Annotated in this window: 17 protein-coding genes and 1 tRNA gene; 13 read left to right on the top strand and 5 right to left on the bottom strand. The window is 50.8% G+C overall.

Features of this window, described 5'->3' with window-relative positions; translation table 11 throughout:
- Nucleotides 1-97 precede the first annotated feature (97 nt).
- From cutA to CG67_RS00690, 4 genes are all read left to right on the top strand, one after another.
- A complete protein-coding gene (gene cutA / locus CG67_RS00705) occupies nt 98-421 on the top strand; it encodes a divalent cation tolerance protein CutA (RefSeq protein ID WP_025901063.1) in 324 nt (107 codons plus the stop codon).
- Nucleotides 397-2,139: a protein-disulfide reductase DsbD gene (locus CG67_RS00700; protein ID WP_025901062.1), complete on the top strand. Its 1,743-nt coding sequence runs from the start codon at nt 397-399 to the stop codon at nt 2,137-2,139. Before cutA ends, CG67_RS00700 begins: the two co-directional genes overlap by 25 nt.
- Nucleotides 2,140-2,189: 50 nt before the next feature.
- Nucleotides 2,190-2,756: a transcriptional regulator gene (locus tag CG67_RS00695; protein WP_029991381.1), complete on the top strand. Its 567-nt coding sequence runs from the start codon at nt 2,190-2,192 to the stop codon at nt 2,754-2,756.
- A gap of 322 nt (nt 2,757-3,078) precedes the next feature.
- A tRNA-Phe gene (locus tag CG67_RS00690) sits at nt 3,079-3,154 on the top strand.
- 93 nt (nt 3,155-3,247) lie between these two features.
- On the opposite strand, the gene CG67_RS00685 is transcribed toward CG67_RS00690, so the two are convergent.
- Complete coding sequence (locus CG67_RS00685) at nt 3,248-3,784, bottom strand: GNAT family N-acetyltransferase (protein ID WP_025901060.1); 537 nt, start codon at nt 3,782-3,784, stop codon at nt 3,248-3,250.
- A 164-nt stretch (nt 3,785-3,948) separates the two neighbouring features.
- On the bottom strand, nt 3,949-4,248 hold the full coding sequence (locus CG67_RS00680) for a putative quinol monooxygenase (RefSeq protein WP_025901059.1): 300 nt from the start codon (nt 4,246-4,248) through the stop codon (nt 3,949-3,951).
- Between the two features lie 258 nt (nt 4,249-4,506).
- Between CG67_RS00680 and frmR the strand changes: the two genes are divergently transcribed.
- The 8 genes from frmR (at nt 4,507) to CG67_RS00630 (ending at nt 14,021) form a co-directional block, all read left to right on the top strand.
- Nucleotides 4,507-4,782 (top strand): formaldehyde-responsive transcriptional repressor FrmR, encoded by a 276-nt coding sequence (gene frmR, locus CG67_RS00675; RefSeq protein WP_025901058.1) that lies wholly within the window; start codon nt 4,507-4,509, stop codon nt 4,780-4,782.
- 32 nt (nt 4,783-4,814) lie between these two features.
- On the top strand, nt 4,815-5,924 hold the full coding sequence (locus CG67_RS00670) for an S-(hydroxymethyl)glutathione dehydrogenase/class III alcohol dehydrogenase (protein WP_025901057.1): 1,110 nt from the start codon (nt 4,815-4,817) through the stop codon (nt 5,922-5,924).
- A gap of 380 nt (nt 5,925-6,304) precedes the next feature.
- The gene (locus CG67_RS00665) at nt 6,305-7,696 is read left to right on the top strand and encodes a uracil-xanthine permease family protein (RefSeq protein ID WP_025901056.1); all 1,392 of its coding nucleotides are present in this window, start codon (nt 6,305-6,307) and stop codon (nt 7,694-7,696) included.
- A 488-nt stretch (nt 7,697-8,184) separates the two neighbouring features.
- A complete protein-coding gene (gene copC, locus CG67_RS00650) occupies nt 8,185-8,559 on the top strand; it encodes a copper homeostasis periplasmic binding protein CopC (protein ID WP_025901054.1) in 375 nt (124 codons plus the stop codon).
- 548 nt (nt 8,560-9,107) lie between these two features.
- Nucleotides 9,108-9,650: a fimbrial protein gene (locus CG67_RS00645; RefSeq protein ID WP_038024494.1), complete on the top strand. Its 543-nt coding sequence runs from the start codon at nt 9,108-9,110 to the stop codon at nt 9,648-9,650.
- Between the two features lie 32 nt (nt 9,651-9,682).
- Nucleotides 9,683-10,366: a molecular chaperone gene (locus CG67_RS00640; RefSeq protein ID WP_235501088.1), complete on the top strand. Its 684-nt coding sequence runs from the start codon at nt 9,683-9,685 to the stop codon at nt 10,364-10,366.
- A 23-nt stretch (nt 10,367-10,389) separates the two neighbouring features.
- Entirely contained in the window at nt 10,390-12,948 is a 2,559-nt protein-coding gene (locus CG67_RS00635) for a fimbria/pilus outer membrane usher protein (RefSeq protein WP_200910033.1), read from the top strand.
- Nucleotides 12,949-12,959: 11 nt separating this feature from the next.
- Complete coding sequence (locus tag CG67_RS00630) at nt 12,960-14,021, top strand: fimbrial protein (RefSeq protein WP_025901050.1); 1,062 nt, start codon at nt 12,960-12,962, stop codon at nt 14,019-14,021.
- Between the two features lie 133 nt (nt 14,022-14,154).
- Here CG67_RS00630 and CG67_RS00625 read toward each other — a convergent pair whose 3' ends face one another.
- Nucleotides 14,155-14,862 (bottom strand): hypothetical protein, encoded by a 708-nt coding sequence (locus tag CG67_RS00625; RefSeq protein WP_025901049.1) that lies wholly within the window; start codon nt 14,860-14,862, stop codon nt 14,155-14,157.
- A 141-nt stretch (nt 14,863-15,003) separates the two neighbouring features.
- Entirely contained in the window at nt 15,004-15,702 is a 699-nt protein-coding gene (locus tag CG67_RS00620; RefSeq protein WP_025901048.1) for an EAL domain-containing protein, read from the bottom strand.
- 490 nt (nt 15,703-16,192) lie between these two features.
- Between CG67_RS00620 and CG67_RS00610 the strand changes: the two genes are divergently transcribed.
- The gene (locus CG67_RS00610; protein WP_025901046.1) at nt 16,193-17,662 is read left to right on the top strand and encodes a peptide MFS transporter; all 1,470 of its coding nucleotides are present in this window, start codon (nt 16,193-16,195) and stop codon (nt 17,660-17,662) included.
- 35 nt (nt 17,663-17,697) lie between these two features.
- Here CG67_RS00610 and CG67_RS00605 read toward each other — a convergent pair whose 3' ends face one another.
- Nucleotides 17,698-18,903: an MFS transporter gene (locus CG67_RS00605; RefSeq protein WP_025901045.1), complete on the bottom strand. Its 1,206-nt coding sequence runs from the start codon at nt 18,901-18,903 to the stop codon at nt 17,698-17,700.
- Nucleotides 18,904-18,944: the final 41 nt, after the last annotated feature.

The raw sequence follows: 18,944 nt of genomic DNA, 5'->3' as shown, positions 1-18,944 counted from the left end.
GCCCTGTACTCTCCCTGCCCTGAACCATTCTGTGCCTGCGTTATTCTGTACTGATGAAAAATAGTGCTATCATGCCTGACCGTTTCAGGAGTGAGTCATGAAAACATCAGACGCCGTCATTGTGTTATGCACTACCCCCGATAAGGCTTCCGCAACGGCTTTGGCTGAATGCGCTATCCGAAGCCAATTGGCGGCCTGCGTGAACATTCTTCCCTGGATGACGTCTTATTATCTCTGGCAGGATAAGCTCGAATGTGCCGAAGAGTGCCAGCTTATCCTGAAAAGTAATACTGAACATCAACACGCCTTACTGTCACTGCTCAAGCAGGCACATCCTTATGATGTCCCTGAGTTACTGGTGATCCCTGTCCAACACGGAGAGAATGAATACCTGTCATGGTTGCACGCATCGCTCGCCTGATTATCCTGGCACTTACATTATTCAGCCTGCAGACACAGGCCTCATTATTCAGTGGGCCCGCCTCATCGCCACATTTTGTGACGGTAGATCAAGCCTTCGGGTTCGATTTCAGTCAGAACGGCAATCAGTTAGTGCTGAAGTGGAATATCAGGCCAGGCTACTACCTTTATCAGCAAAAAATCACCCTGACCGCCAGCCAGGCGCAGATCGCGCAGATCGCAATGCCCGCCGGCCAGCCCCACGAAGATGAATTTTTCGGGAAAAGTCAGATATTTACCAGCGATCTCCGGGTGCCGGTTTCACTGCACGATATCAGGCCTTCAGCCAGCCTGACCGTCAGTTACCAGGGATGTGCGGCCGCAGGATTCTGTTATCCTCCGGAGACCCGGGTTGTCCCGCTCTCTCAGGCCAGCCCTTCCGATACTGCGGTCTCCCCTGCGGCGGCGGAAGCCACGTCTGCCGGCGCCCGGAGCGAACCTGCCCTGCCGGCAACGCATTTACCGTTTTCCCCCCTTTGGGCGCTGCTGATTGGGATCGGTGTGGCATTTACTCCCTGTGTCCTCCCTATGTATCCGCTGATTTCGGCGATTATTCTCGGTGACAGACGCACTATCCGCACCTCACGTATCTTCCTGCTGGCCTTTGTTTATGTCCAGGGGATGGCTCTCACCTATACGCTAATGGGAATGGTCGTGGCGGCCGCCGGTTTACGTTTTCAGGCAGCCCTGCAAAGCCCTGCCGTACTGCTGACGCTGGCCGGGGTCTTTATTCTGCTAGCGCTCTCAATGTTTGGTGCTTTTACACTGCAATTACCTTCCGCGTTACAAACCCGACTCACTCTGTGGAGCAACCGGCAAAAAAGCGGTTCGCTGGCCGGGGTCTTGCTGATGGGGGCGGTGGCAGGATTAATTTGCTCTCCCTGCACCACAGCCCCGTTAAGTGCCATCCTGCTCTATATTGCACAAAGCGGTAATCTGCTGGCCGGCGGCGGAACGCTCTATCTGTATGCCCTGGGAATGGGACTGCCGCTTATTCTGGTCACACTGTTCGGCAACCGGTTACTGCCAAAAAGTGGCCCCTGGATGCAAGCCGTAAAAGAAGGGTTCGGTTTTGTCATCCTGGCGCTGCCGGTCTTTCTGATAGAACGTGTGGCAGGCGATTTATGGGGGCTGCGCCTCTGGAGTCTGTTAAGCGTGGCATTCTGCGGCTGGGCCTTCAGCCTGAGTCTGAAGAGCCACAAAGGTGGTATGCGTATTCTGCAGATAGTCTGGTTACTGCTGGCCATTATCGCTGCACGTCCGCTTCAGGACTGGGCATTCCCGTCTGCATCGCCGGCGACTCTGAGCGCAGAAACCCACGGCCTGCCTTTCGAGGATGTCAGCTCGATTTCCCTGCTTGATCAGCGCCTGGCACACTCTCAGGGGAAAATCACCCTGGTGGATCTCTACGCTGACTGGTGCGTGGCCTGTAAAGAGTTTGCAAAATATACCTTTACGGCCCCGGAGGTAGCGCAGCGCCTGAAACAGTATCAGTTGCTGCGAGCCAATGTGACCGCTAACAGCGCACAGGATAATGCCCTGCTCAGCCATCTGAAGGTGCTGGGGCTGCCCACCTTGCTCTTTTTCGATGCCGAAGGCCATGAAATCCCGGGTTCACGCGTCACCGGATATATGGATGGTCGTGAATTCGCGGCACATTTACAAAAACTTCAACCCTGATTACTCTGACGATACCGGCATAGGCCGGTATCGCTTTTTTGGAGGTTCGTGTGTCACCGGAAAAAATATCAGAACAGGTATTACATTTGCTTGAGCAGCAGGGATTCGCTGCCGCAGGTACGCTGAAGCAACAATTGGGTGAACTGGGGATACTGGTCGGTGAGGATACCCATGAAGAGCAGTTAATGCGTAATGCTCTCGCGTTCCACGGGCAACAAATTGCCGGGTGGCGTCAGGATATCCGCCAGGACAGTTCACTGACCACTGAGCAAAAAATTCTGAAACGCTATGAGCTGTTATCAGAGCACGTTCAACGCGGTCGCTTTCCGGGATGTCTGTTTATCGCGGCCTGCAGTGCTTTCCCTGCCCCACATCACCCCATCCATCAGGAAGCTGAAAAACAAAAACAGGCATCATGGCAGTATACCCATCAGTACCTTTTATCTCTGGAAACCGATAACCCGACCATGGTTACCGACCAACTGGAACTGATACTGGAAGGCTGCCTGAGTAAGTTACTGGTCAAACGCAACCTGCAGGATATCGCTATCGCCCGTCGTCTGGCTGAGGATATTTTGCAGGTCGCACTGTGCCGTAAAAACGGTGCTCTGGGCTAACAACGGGTCCGGCGGCCAGAGGTCAGTCAGTGCCAGGACATTCACTGCCAGACACTGACAGCCGTAGCGTTTTCAACCGTTCACCGGTGAAGACGGTATTACGCAGCCTCACCGCATGATGCTACCGGCGGTCTGCTCTGCGGGGGCTCGACCATGAAACAGAATGGTGCCTGAGTCCCCCTTGGCCGGACAGACAGCCTGACGGAAAAAACAGCAAATCAGTGAGTTTTGTCTATTAAGCAGACAGTCAGTGCCTTTTTCTGCTTTTGTCTGGTAAAAAGAGTTGACGTCTCAGGGCCATTACGGTTTAATGCGCCCCGTTGCCCGAATAGCTCAGTCGGTAGAGCAGGGGATTGAAAATCCCCGTGTCCTTGGTTCGATTCCGAGTTCGGGCACCACTCTTTCTAAGGCCTCGCAGAAATGCGGGGCTTTTTCGTTTCCGGCCCTCAGTGAATACGGAGGGAGTTGCACGGCGCCGGGATCGTTTATTGTCAGGCAGAGTATCTGTGATCGCTGCCGGATGACGTTCCTGTATCCTGCACCTCGAGCCCCATCATCAGAACATCGACATATTGGCCGTTTCTCAGCGCCGATTTCGTTCTGATCCCTTCCTCCCGGAACCCGAATTTTTTATATAGCCCGATGGCTGCCACATTATCGGTAAAGACTTCCAGTTCAACTTTGACCGCACCAAGCCAGTGAAAAGAGTATCTGAGAGCAAATTCGATTAATGCGGAACCCACGCCTTTGCCTGTATGATTTTCATCAACAAACATGCCCAGATTGGTGGTGTGCCTGAGCCTGGGGTGCTGAGGATTACGGATAGTAATGATTCCGGCTAACTCCCCGTCAGCGTCGGCGGCAAAATGATAAATCCCGTCACGACCGTTGCAGGCCAACCGTTCATTCCAGTCATTCAGTGACTGGCAGGGCATACCCAATGTATTTTCCTGAACAGTCTGTTGGCACGATATTGTCAGGTACTGCGCCGCATCTCCTGCCTCTGTACTTCTGATTTTAATATTCATCGTTATCCTGTGATTTTTTCCCGCCAAATACCCACTCAGGTAGCCTGATAACTTTATGCAGTGACACGGGATTTTTCCCCTGCCTCATTACTACAGGCTACACAATTCACTGTTTTGCAGAGCAGGAACGAGACGGGTTTCAGTACGTTGTCAGCCCGGGGGGTTCAGCGCGGCGACTCCGCCGGAACATCCGATCCTTCATGAATACGATATTCTCTTAAGATAGCGGATGTTTGTTTCCACCACTCAGAGTTACGGGTTCTGGTCTGATGTGCGTCAAATGTTCGCTGATCCGTATAAAGCTCTTCCACCCGCCAGATCAGCGGATCGTCACTTTCAATCACTTCAAAAAACAGACACCCGTCTTCCGCGCGTGACAAACGCTGGTGTTCCGGAAGATAGCGACGAATAATCGCTGAATCTTCCGCTGTTTTCGCTATCAGCCGGCCTGTCAGTCTGATCATAAGTTCCCCGTTTGTTATTTTCTCTGTGTTATTGCTGACATTACTGCATAACCGTGCTGCTTATTCCGGGACAGCCTTTTCTCTGTCGCTCATGATAAAAATAAATAAGCAGCTCTTCACGGATCGTTTTCATTCGTGACTTATCAATAACGTACGTTTCCGATGACCAAAACGAAAGGAAAATTTACCGATCTCACTTCACATACTATACTCCCATATAGTATATTCGTTCCGGTCATCTCAGTGAGAGTGTTCAACATGCCATCCACTCCGGAAGCAAAAAAGAAGACACTGACCCGGGTCCGGCGTATTCGCGGGCAAATCGATGCCCTGGAAAGAGCACTGGATGAAGGGGAAGAGTGTCGGGCTATTCTGCAGCAAATCGCCGCAGTCCGTGGCGCAGTCAACGGGCTGATGGCCGAAGTGCTGGAAAGCCATATCAGAGAAACCTTTGACGGTACTGAGACCGATAGCCGGCAGCTCAATACGTCAGTTAACGATACCATCGGGCTGGTTCGCGCTTATCTTAAATAGCCGGATCTGCCCTCTGTCACAGGAATAAAGTTATGAAATCACGTGCCGCCGTTGCTTTCGGCCCGGGCAAACCGCTGGAAATTGTAGAAATCGATGTCGCTCCGCCAAAAAAAGGTGAAGTCCTGATTAAAATAACCCACAGCGGCGTCTGCCATACCGATGCATTCACCCTGTCCGGTAATGATCCTGAAGGATTGTTCCCTGTCGTACTGGGACATGAAGGGGCAGGTGTCGTCGTCGAACTGGGGGAAGGCGTGACCAGCGTCAACGTGGGTGACCATGTGATCCCGCTGTACACGGCTGAATGCGGAGAGTGTGACTTCTGCAAATCCGGTAAAACTAACCTGTGCGTCGCTGTACGTGAAACGCAGGGGAAAGGTGTCATGCCGGACGGAACCTCCCGTTTCTCCTATCAGGGCCAGCCTCTCTACCATTATATGGGCTGCTCAACCTTCAGTGAATACACGGTGGTTTCTGAAGTCTCTCTGGCGAAAATTAATCCGGAAGCTAACCATGAACATGTCTGCCTGTTAGGCTGCGGCGTCACTACCGGTATCGGAGCCGTTCATAACACAGCAAAAGTTCAGCCGGGCGATTCCGTTGCCGTTTTCGGACTGGGAGGCATTGGTCTGGCAGTGGTTCAGGGGGCCCGTCAGGCAAAAGCCGGTCGGATCTTTGCCATTGATACCAACCCGGAAAAATTCGAACTGGCTAAACAGTTTGGTGCGACGGATTTCCTGAACCCGAACGACTACGATAAACCGATTCAGCAGGTGATTGTTGAACTGACCAAATGGGGTGTTGACCACACCTTTGAATGTATCGGTAATGTCAATGTGATGCGCGCCGCGCTGGAAAGTGCGCACCGGGGCTGGGGCCAGTCGGTCATTATCGGGGTTGCGGGAGCCGGACAGGAAATTTCGACCCGTCCGTTCCAACTGGTAACCGGGCGCGTCTGGAAAGGCTCTGCCTTTGGTGGCGTGAAAGGCCGTTCACAGTTACCGGGTATGGTTGAAGACTCAATGAAAGGTGATATTGAACTGGCACCGTTTGTCACGCATACCATGGGGCTGGACGAGATTAATGATGCTTTTGACCTGATGCACGAAGGTAAGTCGATCCGTACGGTTATCCATTACTGACCGGACAGCCCCCTCTCATGGAGGGGGCTGTTGTTTTGTAAGTCCTGTTCAGCACAACATCGCCCCTGCTAAAGGCTCTTCCCCGCCAGACCGCTTTCCCCTGTCCGCCAGCACGGATATTCCCGCCGTTCGTAATGCACCGCTGTCGTCGTCACCCCGGGAGTTGCACAAAAAAGGGGCATCCGGCCAGCCATCCTGAGACAATCGTTCCAGAACACCCCCGTCATTCTGCAATGTATTCGTTCAGACAAACCCGGTTAATTTCTTTTAATAGCATTATGTTAGCCATACATGCCTGACCGGTGAGCTTCACTCTGCCCCGATATGGCCTGAATATTGCTTGAGATATAAAACTTTTGTTTCTTCCCGGAGTGCACCCGATGAATGATAAGCATGATACCGAGCTATTGTATGGCCTGAATGAGAAGATACCGGCAGTGCCTGCACTGTTTACTGCCATCCAGCATATGCTGGCCAGTATTGTGGGTGTCATTACTCCGCCATTAATTATCGGGTCCACACTCGGGCTGAACTCATACCTTCCCTGGCTTATCAGTATGTCGCTGTTTGCCTCCGGCCTGGGCACTCTGTTGCAGGCAGGCCGTTTTTTCTCCATCGGCGCGGGAATGATCTGCCTGCAGGGTACCAGTTTTGCCTTTCTTGGGGTCATTATCTCCGGCGGATTGATGCTTAAAAGCCAGGGTGCCAGCCCTGAACAGATGTTAGCGATGATCTTTGGCTGTAACCTGGTAGCAGCCATTATTCCGCTGATTGTCAGCCGGTTTATTCATACGTTTTCACGTGTACTCACCCCGCTGGTGACCGGCAGTGTCATTGTCCTGATCGGTATCAGTCTGATTAACGTCAGTATCAGTGACTGGGGCGGGGGTTTCGGCGCAGCTGACTTCGGTGCACCGTCAAACCTGTGGCTCGGCGCCCTGACAGTGCTGGTGATTGTTCTGATGAATTGCAGCCGTTCGCCCTGGCTGCGGCTCTCGGGCATTGTCACCGGTATTGTGGCCGGCAGTGTTGCGGCCTGGCTTACCGGCTCGTTTCACCCGCACTTCAGCACGCCGGGCTCACTGATTACCCTGCCGATCCCTTTCCGGTTCGGCCTGGATTTTACACCGTCGCTTTTTATTCCCGTGGCTCTGGTCTCTCTTATCTCTATTATCGAAGCCGTCGGGGACCTGACAGCCAACTGTATGTTGTCAAAACAACCGGTAGAAGGTCCGGAATTCGAAAAACGGATTAAAGGCGGGATCCTGGGCGATGGCGTCAGTTGTCTGCTGGCGGCAACGTTTTCATCCTTCCCGAATACAACCTTTGCTCAGAACAACGGTGTCATCCAGATGACCCAGGTCGCCAGTCGCTATGCGGGTTTCTGGATTGGCGGTATTTTTGTGCTGCTGGGACTCTTCCCGATGTTCAGTCATGTGCTCGAACAGTTGCCTAAACCCGTGCTCGGAGGTGCCACACTGGTCATGTTCGGTAATGTCGTGGCCGCGGGGATCAGGATCATGACCCGCGAACCGATTGATAGCCGTGGTATGTTAATTATTGCCATTGCGTTTGGTGTCGGTCTGGGCATTGAATCACAACCGGAAGTGCTCAAGGCACTCCCTGCGATTATTCGTAATATGTTCCAGAGCGCTGTCACCAGCGGGGGCATCCTGGCTATTCTGCTTAATCTGATCCTGCCCCGCCGGACTGCCCCTGTCGCTGCGCCTGCGGAAAAAAGTGCGACCTATTCCGGAAGATCCCATGTCTGATACGCGTTGCCGGGAGAGAACTCCCGGCAACGATTTCGGATAAAGCCACCATTATCCTGTTTTACCGAAGACGGCAGCGATGCCCGGAAAACGATTTCCCGGCATCCCCCGGCCGGATCCGCGGTAATAACTGTCCTTACTCACCTTTCGTACAGTGTCAGTGCTATCACTATGTAAAATAAAAGGGTTAACCATTAACATTTCTGTGCGAAAATAATTACAATAACGCGACAGATCAATGATGGGTAACTCCTTTGGCATGTAGTATCCGCTTGTCACCGGCTAAATATCCTGCAGTGATTGCATTACCGGCAATCCTGATGATGTTTATTGCGCCCGTCCTGTCCCGTTATCTGCAGTCTCAGCGAACTCACCTGCTGCCAGCCTTCGCAGGCGGAGGCTGGCGAAATATAGCAGCCGGACTTTACCGATCCCTGCCGGTGTATTTTTTACCGGTAAACTTTGACGTTATTACAAGGAAATAAACAATGTCTTTTTCAGTAAAATCTTTGGCCGTCACGACCTCCCTGCTTGTGTCCGCGCTGACCAGCACGGCGGTACTGGCCCATGCACATCTGACCTCAGCCGAACCGGCACCGCAAAGCCAACTCACCACCAGCCCCAGCCGCTTAACACTGCATTTTTCTGAAGATCTGGAGCCGTCATTCAGTAATGCCACGGTGACACACCAGGGCGATAAAACGGTCAGTACCGGCAAAGCCTCACTCAGCGACCAGGAAAAAAATACGCTGGTGGCCCCGCTGAATGCGCCTCTGTCTGCGGGTGAATATCAGGTCGCCTGGCATGCGCTGTCTGTTGATGGGCATAAAACCACCGGGACTTATATCTTTACTGTGAAGTAATCTTTCCCCGCGCCCCCTCCCGGGGGTGCTGTTTCTGACAGTCATTTCCCGACCATTTCCCCGGCATTCTGTCCGTTTATCACGGCCTCCTGCGTGCGTTTTGATGAATTTTCGCCGTTATTTGATTTTTTTTCCGTTCTGCCTGCGAACATGCGGGTTAATACCCTATTTTCGTCTGAAAAAAGGGGTGTGTTATGCCCTGACCACTGCCAACGAACCTGAAACGGGAAGATCCGCCATATCAATAAGATATTGACCAAAAGAGAACACTATTCAGGAATATGACAGTATTTCGACAGTTATGTTAATGAATGGATCTCTTTGCTGGTCAAAAAGTAAAACAGAACTTAACTATCAAAGACAGCCTTATCAATTTTCAGCTCCTATCAATACCACGCATTTCAGGTGATATATTTTTGTTCACGGAGATGCTTCCTGATGTGTTTGCCCTTAAGGCTGGTTATCAGAATGGCAGAGCCCCGACAGGTTCCCAGAGGAACTCAACCTTACATTTCATCATTATTTTTAATCAGTCATGGGGTAGTAAAATGAAAAAAGTTCTGTTACCAATAGCAGCATTAACCTTAACTCTGACATCAGTGCAGACATTTGCTTCGGATGGAACCGTTTCCTTTACCGGTAGCATCACGCAGTCAGGTTGCGTAGTGACCAATGCCACCAACCAAACTATCTCTGTGGCGATGGGTAACTATTCAAGCTCAGCACTGTCTTCCCCGACTCAGACTGCCGGCCCGCGTCCTTTTGAAATCGACCTGAGCAAATGTACTACCGGTTCAATCAAAGTTCGCTTTGATGGTACCGCAGTTTCAGGATACCCGTCCTTACTGAAACTGACTCCGACCGGTGTAGCCGGTACTGATCCGTCAACAAGTGTCGGTATTCAGATTACGGATTTAGCGAGCGGGGGAGTTTATACTATCGGTGATACCAGCAGTTCTGTACCTTTCCAGGCAACAGACTCTACTGGCGCGTTGAATATCAAACTGGCTGCCAGATACTATGCATTCGCAAAAGGCACCCCGAGCGGACAGGCTAACGCCACCACTAATTTCTCTATCGAATATCAGTAACAGCTAATACTCTGGTGGAAAAACAGGAACTAATGATGAAGAAGTTTATCTTTTTTGTACTGCTCCAGCTGTTTTCAGTCTCATCGTTTGCAGCAATACAACTGGAGGCCACCAGAGTCATTTATAATTCAGGCAGCAGTTCTGCGTCACTCTCATTAAAAAATGAGAGTAACCAGAACTACATGTTACAAAGCTGGCTGGAAAACGAAGATCGCAGCAGTAATGCGCCGATCCCGATGCAGGTGATCCCGCCCATTATGCGAATCGATGCGGGTAAAGAGGCCACACTGCGTTTTATTTACGCCGGTCATGGATTACCGACTAACCGTGAGTCATTATTCTGGATTAATCTTCAGGAAATTCCTCCGGAGGCCAAAGATCCTAATGTTCTGCAAATTGCCGTTCATAGCCGCTTGAAGCTTTTTTATCGTCCTCAGGGCCTGAATACGACCTTAGATAAAGAAGTGCAGAAACTGATATGGACACAAAACGGCAATAAGTTAACCGTGACCAATAATGGCCCGATGTATATCTCGCTGAACCGTCTGCACCTGAATAAGGAAAGCGCTCAGGATATTTATCTGGATATGGTCTCACCTTTTTCTACCAGAGCGTTTACTCTTCCGGCAAATACTCAGCTCGGATCTACCGTCTCATTCAGCTATGTTAATGATTATGGTGGGACCACCGAAGTAAACAACTTTCCGGTTAAATAAACAGACTTCAGAAGCTGGCCACCATGAAAATAAAAACACGTTACTCTTTGTCGCTGGTTATTGCGCTCCCCGGTCTGCTGGCAATGTCAGGAGCGAGTGCGGAAGAGTTTAATATGCAATTCGTTCATGGTGCAGGCAATCTCAATGCAGCACGTCAGGTGTCGGTCGGTGACAGTATTCAGCCAGGCACTTACCCGTTCGATATTTATCTGAACTCCCAAAAAGTCGATAGCCTGCCGGTGACATTTATCCGAACGCCGGAAGGTGTTCGTCCTTGTTTTAGTACTGAGCAATTGTACGGATATGGTATTATTCTTCCCGCCCCTCTGGCCGGTAAGCAATGTATTGATATCAGTAAATATATCCCGGATGCCAAAGTCGCCGCAGATATTACTCAGCAACGTATCGATCTGGCAGTCCCGCAAACCCACCTGAAAACGCTTCCTCAGGGATACATCCCTACCCGTATCTGGGACCAGGGGGTGAATGCCGGATTTGTTAATTACACGCTCAACTACGACAAAAACAATTATCGCGGTTCATCCGTCGCCGATAATAACGAATATACGTATTTGTCGCTAAATAATGGCCTGAACCTTGGCCGCTGGCGTTTACGTCAAAACGGCAACTATACCCATGATAATATTACCGGCTCTCATTGGAATAATATTTCCAGTTGGGCAGAAACCGATATTATTGCTATGCGCAGCCGTTTTCTGGTGGGCCAGTCCTCTACCAGCAACAGTGTCTTTGACAGCATCCAGTTTCGCGGAGTCAAACTTAGTAGTGTCGATGACATGCTGCCGGAAAGTATGCGGAGTTATGCCCCGGTCGTCCGGGGTGTAGCGACCTCCAACGCCCGGGTCACTATCCGCCAGAATGGTTACCTGGTCTACAGCACAACTGTGCCGCCGGGTCCGTTTGCTATCAGTGATCTCTATCCCAATACCAGCGGTACGCTGTATGTCACCGTGACGGAAGCCGATGGTTCCAGGAAAACCTTTACCGTTGCCTATTCATCTGTCACCAGTATGTTGCGTAACGGATTGTGGAACTATGAGGTCACCGCCGGTCGTTACCATGATGGTATCAGCGGTTATCAGCCGCAGTTTATTCAGGGTACCGTGGCCCGCGGGATCAGCCATAATCTGACGCCGTACGGCGGTGTGATTGTCGCCGACAACTATCAGTCGGCCGTGCTGGGTATGGGGACCGGTCTGGGTGATCTGGGTGCGGTTTCCCTGGATGGCAGTTACGCCAAAACTAATCTGGCTTCCGGTGATACCAAAGAAGGTCAGAGCTATCGTCTTTTATATGCGAAGTCATTAAGTGATTTCGGTACCGATTTCCGGCTGGCAGGGTACCGTTATTCGACCTCCGGATATTATGATTTCAGTGATGCCGTGCAGGAAAGGCGTGACTGGAAAGATGGTCAATACGAAAGCGACTATATCGACCCGAATGACACTGCAGACGGGACACCCGCCTGGGCGCAGACCAATAACGCGACTTATTACTCAAACGTTTATGCCAATAAGCGTGAACGTATGGAAGTTTCGATTAACCAGAACCTGAAAGGTTATGGCAGTATCTATGTTAATGCTAACCAGCAACGTTACTGGGGAACCAGTCAGAAAACCCGTACCGTGCAACTGGGATATTCCAATGCCTGGAAAAATGTGAGCTACGGTGTCTACTGGCAGTCGACCCGTTCCCAGTATGGTTATGCCGATAACAGCATTAACATGACACTTTCTATCCCGCTGGTCTGGAACAATAATAATAACGCGATTGTCTCCACCACCCAGCTGGCACATGACCAGCAGTCGGGCGACAGCTATAACACCGGCGTTTCAGGCACCCTGCTTGATGATAACCGTCTGAGCTACGGAGTGACGACCGGCCATACTCAGACCGGCGGACAAAACAGCGGCGCAAACCTGGGGTATCAGGGCAGTATGGGTAATCTGAACGGTAGTTACAGTTACAGCAACAACTATACTCAGACGGCATTGGGTGCCAGTGGCGGTCTGGTTGTCCACTCCGGTGGAGTCACGCTTTCGCAACCGCTGGGCGATACCTTTGCTATCATCAAAGCGAAAAATGCCGAAGGTGTGGGGATCCTTAACTCACCAGGCGTTAAAGTGGACCGCTTTGGGTACGCTATTGTCAATAACCTGACGGCGTACCGGTACAATACCATCGCACTGAATACCGAAGAGATGCGTCCGGGGCTGGATATTCCGCAATCAGTTATCCAGGTCGTCCCGATGCAGAAAGCCATTGTCCGCGTCACTTTCAATACCTTTTATGGCCACAGCCTGCTCATTCATTCCTCCCTGCCGGATCACAGTTATCCGCAGATTGGTGCGGGGGTGTTTAATGCCCGGGGACGTAATAGCGGTACCGTGGGAATGAAAGGCGATCTGTTTGTCTCCGGCATTGCGGCCGGCGAAAAACTGACAGTGAAATGGGGTGAAGGCCCGAACGATAAATGTTTCTTACTCATCCCCGATAAGCTGGCCGATCAGACAAAAACCAGTGGATATCAGGAAATTACACTGACCTGCCAACGCCCCTGAGGAGCCAGGCAATGACACTGCACACCCTACGAAAATTATTAGGCTCTTTGCTGGTTCTCTGCGCGATTTTCGCCAGCCAGCAAAGTTTCGCCCTCTCCTGCCGCCAGGGCAGTTACGCCGACACACCGTCACCGACAGGCTCTATTTCTCAAAGTTTTCCGATTGGATCGGTGTCCTTTGCTAAATCAGACTTTACCGCCGGTAACGTCTTATGGCGTTCGTCTACCTATACTGCCACCTTTACCTGCTGGGATATGCAAGGCTATCCGGGGGGAGAGGATGCCTGGCTCTATTGGAACCCGCAGGGTGGTCTGAGTAAAATAGACCCTTCGCTGAGCGTCGGTGTGACGATCAACGGTAAAGACTATGATTCTATTAACACCGCTGTCGCGACCAAAGCCATTGATGTCGGGCGCGGTACGATTTTTGATTCCGCGTATTATGCGAAGTACGGCCAGGCCAGACCACTGACCATCAGTTTTACTTTTTCGATTTACCTGAAAGCCACCGGGGTCGCACCACAAACAACCTTTACAGACATTGGTACCGCGGGCGTATTTCAGGTGGATGGTGTATTGGGCATTAACAGCACCCCAAACAGTAACTATGTCGCCAACCTGACTAACTTCAATAATATCAGGGTGATACAGTGTACTCCGACAGTGACTATTTCACCGTCAAATATCAATTTCGGTAATGTCATGCGTGAAACCTCCGCGGTCGGCAAAATAGCGAAAACCATACCGTTTACGGTCACCGCAAATGTGTCCGGGGGGGGCTGCGTGGGTCAGCAACTGGTCGCCAGTTTTAGTAGTAACGATGTCAGCACCAGCGACCCCACTCTGCTCATTCCGTCCACGAAACCCGGGATCGGCGTTTATCTGACGAGCCAAAGTAATACCGGGACACCGCTTGTCTTTGGTCAGGTCTACCCCTTCACCACAACCGCGATCACCAGCAGTTCTACGACAACCATCCCGGTCGGATATATTGCTTATCTGAAATGGCTTACCAATTCACCGACAGTAGGGACTTTCAATACCACCGCCACCGTCAATATAACGTTCAAATAATCCTGGCTCCGGCCCCGTCACGGGGCCGTCCACAGCGTTATCTGTCGCAGAAGCAACGGAGTATGTCGTTTATCAGTCGTGTGAGGGGAACCGAAATTTTCTCCGGTTATCGGAGGGAAGAGGCAGAGACAGGTTATCGCTTACGCTTAAAATTGACTTCGAACGCATAGGCAATTTTCTGGAAATTACGCTGATTTATCAGTGACAGATTCGTAAATCTGACTGACATCCGTTGCTGATAGCCAGGGTATTCCGGCAGTTCTTCTTCAAGTTCACTGAGCGCAATAATCTCAATATTGGCTTTAAACTCACCGTATTCTCCTAAAGACAATAATGCTTTCTTAAATACCGCGCCGACTTTGGCTTTTTCTGACAACAGCTTCGGTGTGTAAACGCCTAATCCGCCGACCGAAAAGTCATAGATGATAAAGGGTCGGGGTGCACTAAGCCCTGAAAGCGGCAACGTCAGGGTAAAGTTTTTCCATAAAGGCAGCGGAACGCGCAGGTTAATACGCCGTTGAAAGTAATTAAACTCATTACCGATCTCGCCGGTCAGTACAGTCCCCCCGGCGGTTTCTTCCTGACGGACAGCATTCAGAGTAAAAATAATTTTTGCTTCACTCCCTTCTGCGCTGAGTTCAAGAGTTGCGGGTAAGGTAAAATCTGCTTGCGGGAGGCTCAGATAAACACGGCTGGATTCAACACGTAGCAATTCGAAATCGTGCCCCTCTTCAGAACTGAGGCTAAAACGATGTTTTTCTTTCAGCAGGGTACGCAGGATTGCGACCAGTTCAAAACGATCATTTCTGAGCGTCTGCGGATCAGTATTAACACCAGCCATAGGAGATAAGCCTTCTTACTTAAGAGAAACTTTAAAATAACATATAAAAATAGGAAGGTATTCACAAGGCTTGCTCTCTTTATGAGATAGCAGACAGAGGCCACACGCCTGTGACACCACAGACGTCATACCGCGGTTCTGTCAGGCAGCACAGCACAACTCTTCAATGGTCAGCTCCTTCCAGAGCTTCCCTTGTAACGCATAGTACGGCATTTCAGACAGCCATTTTTCATGCTGATCGGTTTCAATACCTTCGACAACCACATTACAATTATTTAATGAAAAGAAGTTCAGTAACGCCCCCATCAGCTGGCTTCCGCCAGGCTTACTCATAAAGTTCCAGAACAAAAATCGGTCTATTTTAATATAACGAAATTGATTATCGAAAACAGCTGAGAATCCGGAAAGGCCGGAACCAAAGTCATCCAGCCAGAATGTCCGCTGCTTATGGAATACCGGGGCCTGGTTAGACTCAGGTACCAGACTGTCTGAAGATTCATTCACTTCAAAATGGATAAACCCCGCAAAGGCATTGCCTTCAGACAGATAATGCTCGTTCACAAAGCCCAGTGACTTATCATCGATATTCACCGTCACAATCACATTGTGACGAATAAACCAGTCACGGTAAGACCCGATTAAATCAATCTGTGCCTTAAGGATCTCAATACTCATGGCAGGAGTGACGCTTTGGAAAAAAAATTCCGGAGAGATTGTTGTCCCCTGGTGGTTGGCGGTGATCCTCGATAAACATTCAACCGCTAACAACTCTCCGGTTTTACCAAACATCGGCTGGAAAACAAAATTGATTGAAAAATTAGCAAACTGTAAAGGAGACATAACTCACCTGAGATGAAAACAGCTTAGTGGTCAGAATCTCCAGCACAGCATGCAAGGCATAGATGAAAGACTCAGCGCTTTGTTTACTCTGGAAAGTATAACGCTGAACCCCCTGAATTCCGGCCTTTTATTAAAAAAGTTAACGATTAAAACGTTGATTCAGATAGTTAAAACCAATGAATTTTTTCTTACGCTCAGCCCGGGATTTTTCGTCACCAGGGTTCCGGACAGTAGCACCTCAACGTACTTCATCGTACAAATAAACGAACAAAAAGTCGGCGGAATTTTATTCTGCTTATTCACCAATAGTCGTCTTTGCTAAGGGGATTATGGGCATTGCGCCGGATTTAATGCATAAATAATCAGATTTAATAGTTGTTAGTTTTACAGAAAGATGGCATTTTTTGACAATCCTGACAAAAGTCCGGTGCACTGCTGTTGCAGTGCGCGCCAGAGATTTACACAACATCTGTATCATAAGGGGAAAGCGTTGAACGCTTCAGTCAAAACCACACCGGAGAAAATCAGCGGTTCCGCCATTCTGTTTTTCATCCAGACTTTTTCTACGCTCGGCTTTGCCGTGCTCTATTCCACACTGGTTCTGTACGCAACAAAGAAACTGGGCTTCAGCGAAGACTCAGCGAATGCCATCATGGGCGTTTTCGGTGCGTTTAACTATGGTCTTCACCTGTTTGGCGGATACCTGGGGGGACGCTATCTGAGTAACCGTAACCTGTTTGTCCTCGGGATGGTGTTGCAGGTTATCGGCTGTTATCTGATTGCCAGCGCCGGCGTCACCGGGCTTTATTGGGGACTGGCCATGTTCCTGACCGGAAGCGGGCTGAATGTGACCTGCCTCAATATGATGCTGACACAGCGTTTTGCGCCGGAAGATGATCGTCGGGAAAGCGCTTTCCTGTGGAACTATGCAGGGATGAACCTGGGCTTTTTTATCGGGTTTACTGTCGCGGGTTATTATCAGCTGAGCGAAAACTACAAGGCACTGTTCCTGTTTGCTTCGCTGGGGAACATTATCGCCATCATCGCAGCGCTGGTTTTCTGGCCTCACCTGAAAGATAAAAGCACCCCACTGACACAGGTCAGCCCGTCGACCTACCGGAAGCGTCTGGTCGCCGGGGTGGCTATCCTGGTCGTTCTGCTACCAATTATTCGTGTGATGCTGACCTATGCCGCTATCAGCAGCTATTTTGTTATCGCTATCGGATGTCTGATCTTCATTCTGTTGTGCCTGATGACACTAAAACACCCGGTGGCCGATGAGCGTTCACGTATGGGGGCTTACCTTATTCTGATGCTCGGTTCTCTGGTCTTCTGGTCACTGTATCAGCTGGCACCGATGGGACTGATGCTGTTCTCCGAACATAATATTGACCTGAATGTCTATGGCTGGATAGTCGCTCCGCAGTGGATCCAGAACATTAATACCATCGTTATTGTGATCGGTGGTCCGTTAATGGCGATGTACTTTAACCGCCTGCGTAAAAAAGGTTACCGGATTGACATACCACTACAGTTTGCCTCTTCGCTGGTGTTTATCGGCCTGGGTATGCTGGTCTTACCGGTGGGGATCTCCCTGGCGGGCGGTAATGGTCTGATGGCGTTCAAATGGATAGTGATCAGTTATATTCTGCAGAGTATCGGCGAACTGCTGATCTCCCCGATTGGCTATGCCATGATCGGAAAACTGGCACCGAAACAGCATCAGGGGCTGATGATGGGTAGCTGGATGATGGTGACCGGTGTGGCATCGGTACTGGCAGACTATTTCTCCGGCATGATGCCGGATAACAGTAATACCACGCCTGTGGCAACCAACCCGGGCTACAGCCATGTCTTTAACCTGCTGGGCTGGGGTTCAGTGATCACCGCCGTGGTGATCGCCGTACTTATCCCGTTATTACGTCGTATGATCAACCCGCAGGTCCGCACAGAGGCCTGAGTGTGACCGACCCCGGCAAATGCCGGGGTCGTCTTTTATACCCTTCTCTTACACCAGACCGTGTTAATGCCTGAGGCTATCAGCATTATCACCGCCGTCCCCAAAAAAACGGCCGGCATACCTGCCTGACCTGCGACCACACCGCCAAACAATGGCCCGCAGACCTGACCGATATATTGTGCCGACGTGGAATACCCGAGTAAGCGACCGGTTTGTCCGGCCGGTGCATGATGGCGGATAATTGCAGTGATACAGGGCAGCATTCCCCCTAATGCCAGGCCCATCAGAAAACGCAACACCAGCAGTTGCCATACCGCAGTCACAAAGGCCTGCGGGATCAGCAAAATACCGCAAATCAGTAAACCGCAGGAAAGTACACGCCAGTGCCCTGTCCGGTCAGCCAATGCGCCGATACGCGGAGCCGCTATGATGCTGCCTAAGGCCGTGGACGCCATGATAACCCCGGCAAACAACGTCGCCTGCGTCAGATCAGAGATCAGGCTGGCAACATACAGGGTAATGATCGGTTCCACAGACATCGTGGCGAAAATCAGTAACATCGCAGACACCCACATTACCTTCACCGCGACAGGTACCGGTTGCTGCACCGCAGACTGGGACGGGGAATGCCTGGCCGGCTGGCGTTCCTCTTTAAGCAAGAGCAGCGTACCCAGAAAGGCCAGAAAAATAATCCCCCCGGTCAGCAGGAAGGTTTCGCGTATCCCGATAATCGCGGGAAGCATGCCTCCGGCCAGCGGACCGACGATATTTCCGGCCATGATCCCGCCGGAAAGGATGCCAATCGCATAACCTGTTTTCTCTTTCGGGGTTTGTGCTGCGACCAGAATCATCGAACCGGAAGCATAACCCCCCAATAAACCCGCCAGTAAACGTAAAGCCACCAGTTGCCAGGGCGCTGTTGCCATACCCATCAGTGACATAGCAACAGCCATCCCCAGGCTGGCCCTGATCAGCATCAGTTTACGGCCATATTTATCTGCCAGCCGTCCCCATAAGGGTGCCGTCAATGCCGCCGTGAGAAAGGTTGCCCCATAGGCCACCGCAGACCAGTGGGCGATACTGCTCGTGCCTTTAACACCTAAGGACTGCAGATACAGCGGAAGAAAAGGCAACAGCAATGTCATGGCAATCAGTGTGCTGAAAGATCCCAGGGTACAAACCCAGAGATTACGCTGCCAGTGAGGATCTTCCTCTGAAAGATTGCCGGAATAGTCTGCCATTTCAATAACCTGCTTTGCTCATAGAAAAGGAAAGCGTAACG

Origin of the sequence: Tatumella sp. UCD-D_suzukii, assembly GCF_000611875.2 — a bacterium.
GTDB classification, from domain to species: domain Bacteria; phylum Pseudomonadota; class Gammaproteobacteria; order Enterobacterales; family Enterobacteriaceae; genus Tatumella; species Tatumella ptyseos.
The sequence above is the reverse complement of the archived record's forward strand: the minus strand, read 5'-3'. Positions and strand labels throughout refer to the sequence as shown.

What these genes read in the sequence shown, in the direction of transcription:
- cutA (WP_025901063.1), top strand. Translation starts at nt 98, where the DNA reads ATGAAAACATCAGACGCCGTCATTGTGTTATGCACTACCCCCGATAAG.
- CG67_RS00700 (WP_025901062.1), top strand. Translation starts at nt 397, where the DNA reads ATGGTTGCACGCATCGCTCGCCTGATTATCCTGGCACTTACATTATTC.
- CG67_RS00685 (WP_025901060.1), bottom strand. Translation starts at nt 3,784, where the DNA reads ATGAATATTAAAATCAGAAGTACAGAGGCAGGAGATGCGGCGCAGTAC.
- CG67_RS00680 (WP_025901059.1), bottom strand. Translation starts at nt 4,248, where the DNA reads ATGATCAGACTGACAGGCCGGCTGATAGCGAAAACAGCGGAAGATTCA.
- frmR (WP_025901058.1), top strand. Translation starts at nt 4,507, where the DNA reads ATGCCATCCACTCCGGAAGCAAAAAAGAAGACACTGACCCGGGTCCGG.
- CG67_RS00670 (WP_025901057.1), top strand. Translation starts at nt 4,815, where the DNA reads ATGAAATCACGTGCCGCCGTTGCTTTCGGCCCGGGCAAACCGCTGGAA.
- CG67_RS00665 (WP_025901056.1), top strand. Translation starts at nt 6,305, where the DNA reads ATGAATGATAAGCATGATACCGAGCTATTGTATGGCCTGAATGAGAAG.
- copC (WP_025901054.1), top strand. Translation starts at nt 8,185, where the DNA reads ATGTCTTTTTCAGTAAAATCTTTGGCCGTCACGACCTCCCTGCTTGTG.
- CG67_RS00645 (WP_038024494.1), top strand. Translation starts at nt 9,108, where the DNA reads ATGAAAAAAGTTCTGTTACCAATAGCAGCATTAACCTTAACTCTGACA.
- CG67_RS00640 (WP_235501088.1), top strand. Translation starts at nt 9,683, where the DNA reads ATGATGAAGAAGTTTATCTTTTTTGTACTGCTCCAGCTGTTTTCAGTC.
- CG67_RS00635 (WP_200910033.1), top strand. Translation starts at nt 10,390, where the DNA reads ATGAAAATAAAAACACGTTACTCTTTGTCGCTGGTTATTGCGCTCCCC.
- CG67_RS00630 (WP_025901050.1), top strand. Translation starts at nt 12,960, where the DNA reads ATGACACTGCACACCCTACGAAAATTATTAGGCTCTTTGCTGGTTCTC.
- CG67_RS00625 (WP_025901049.1), bottom strand. Translation starts at nt 14,862, where the DNA reads ATGGCTGGTGTTAATACTGATCCGCAGACGCTCAGAAATGATCGTTTT.
- CG67_RS00620 (WP_025901048.1), bottom strand. Translation starts at nt 15,702, where the DNA reads ATGTCTCCTTTACAGTTTGCTAATTTTTCAATCAATTTTGTTTTCCAG.
- CG67_RS00605 (WP_025901045.1), bottom strand. Translation starts at nt 18,903, where the DNA reads ATGGCAGACTATTCCGGCAATCTTTCAGAGGAAGATCCTCACTGGCAG.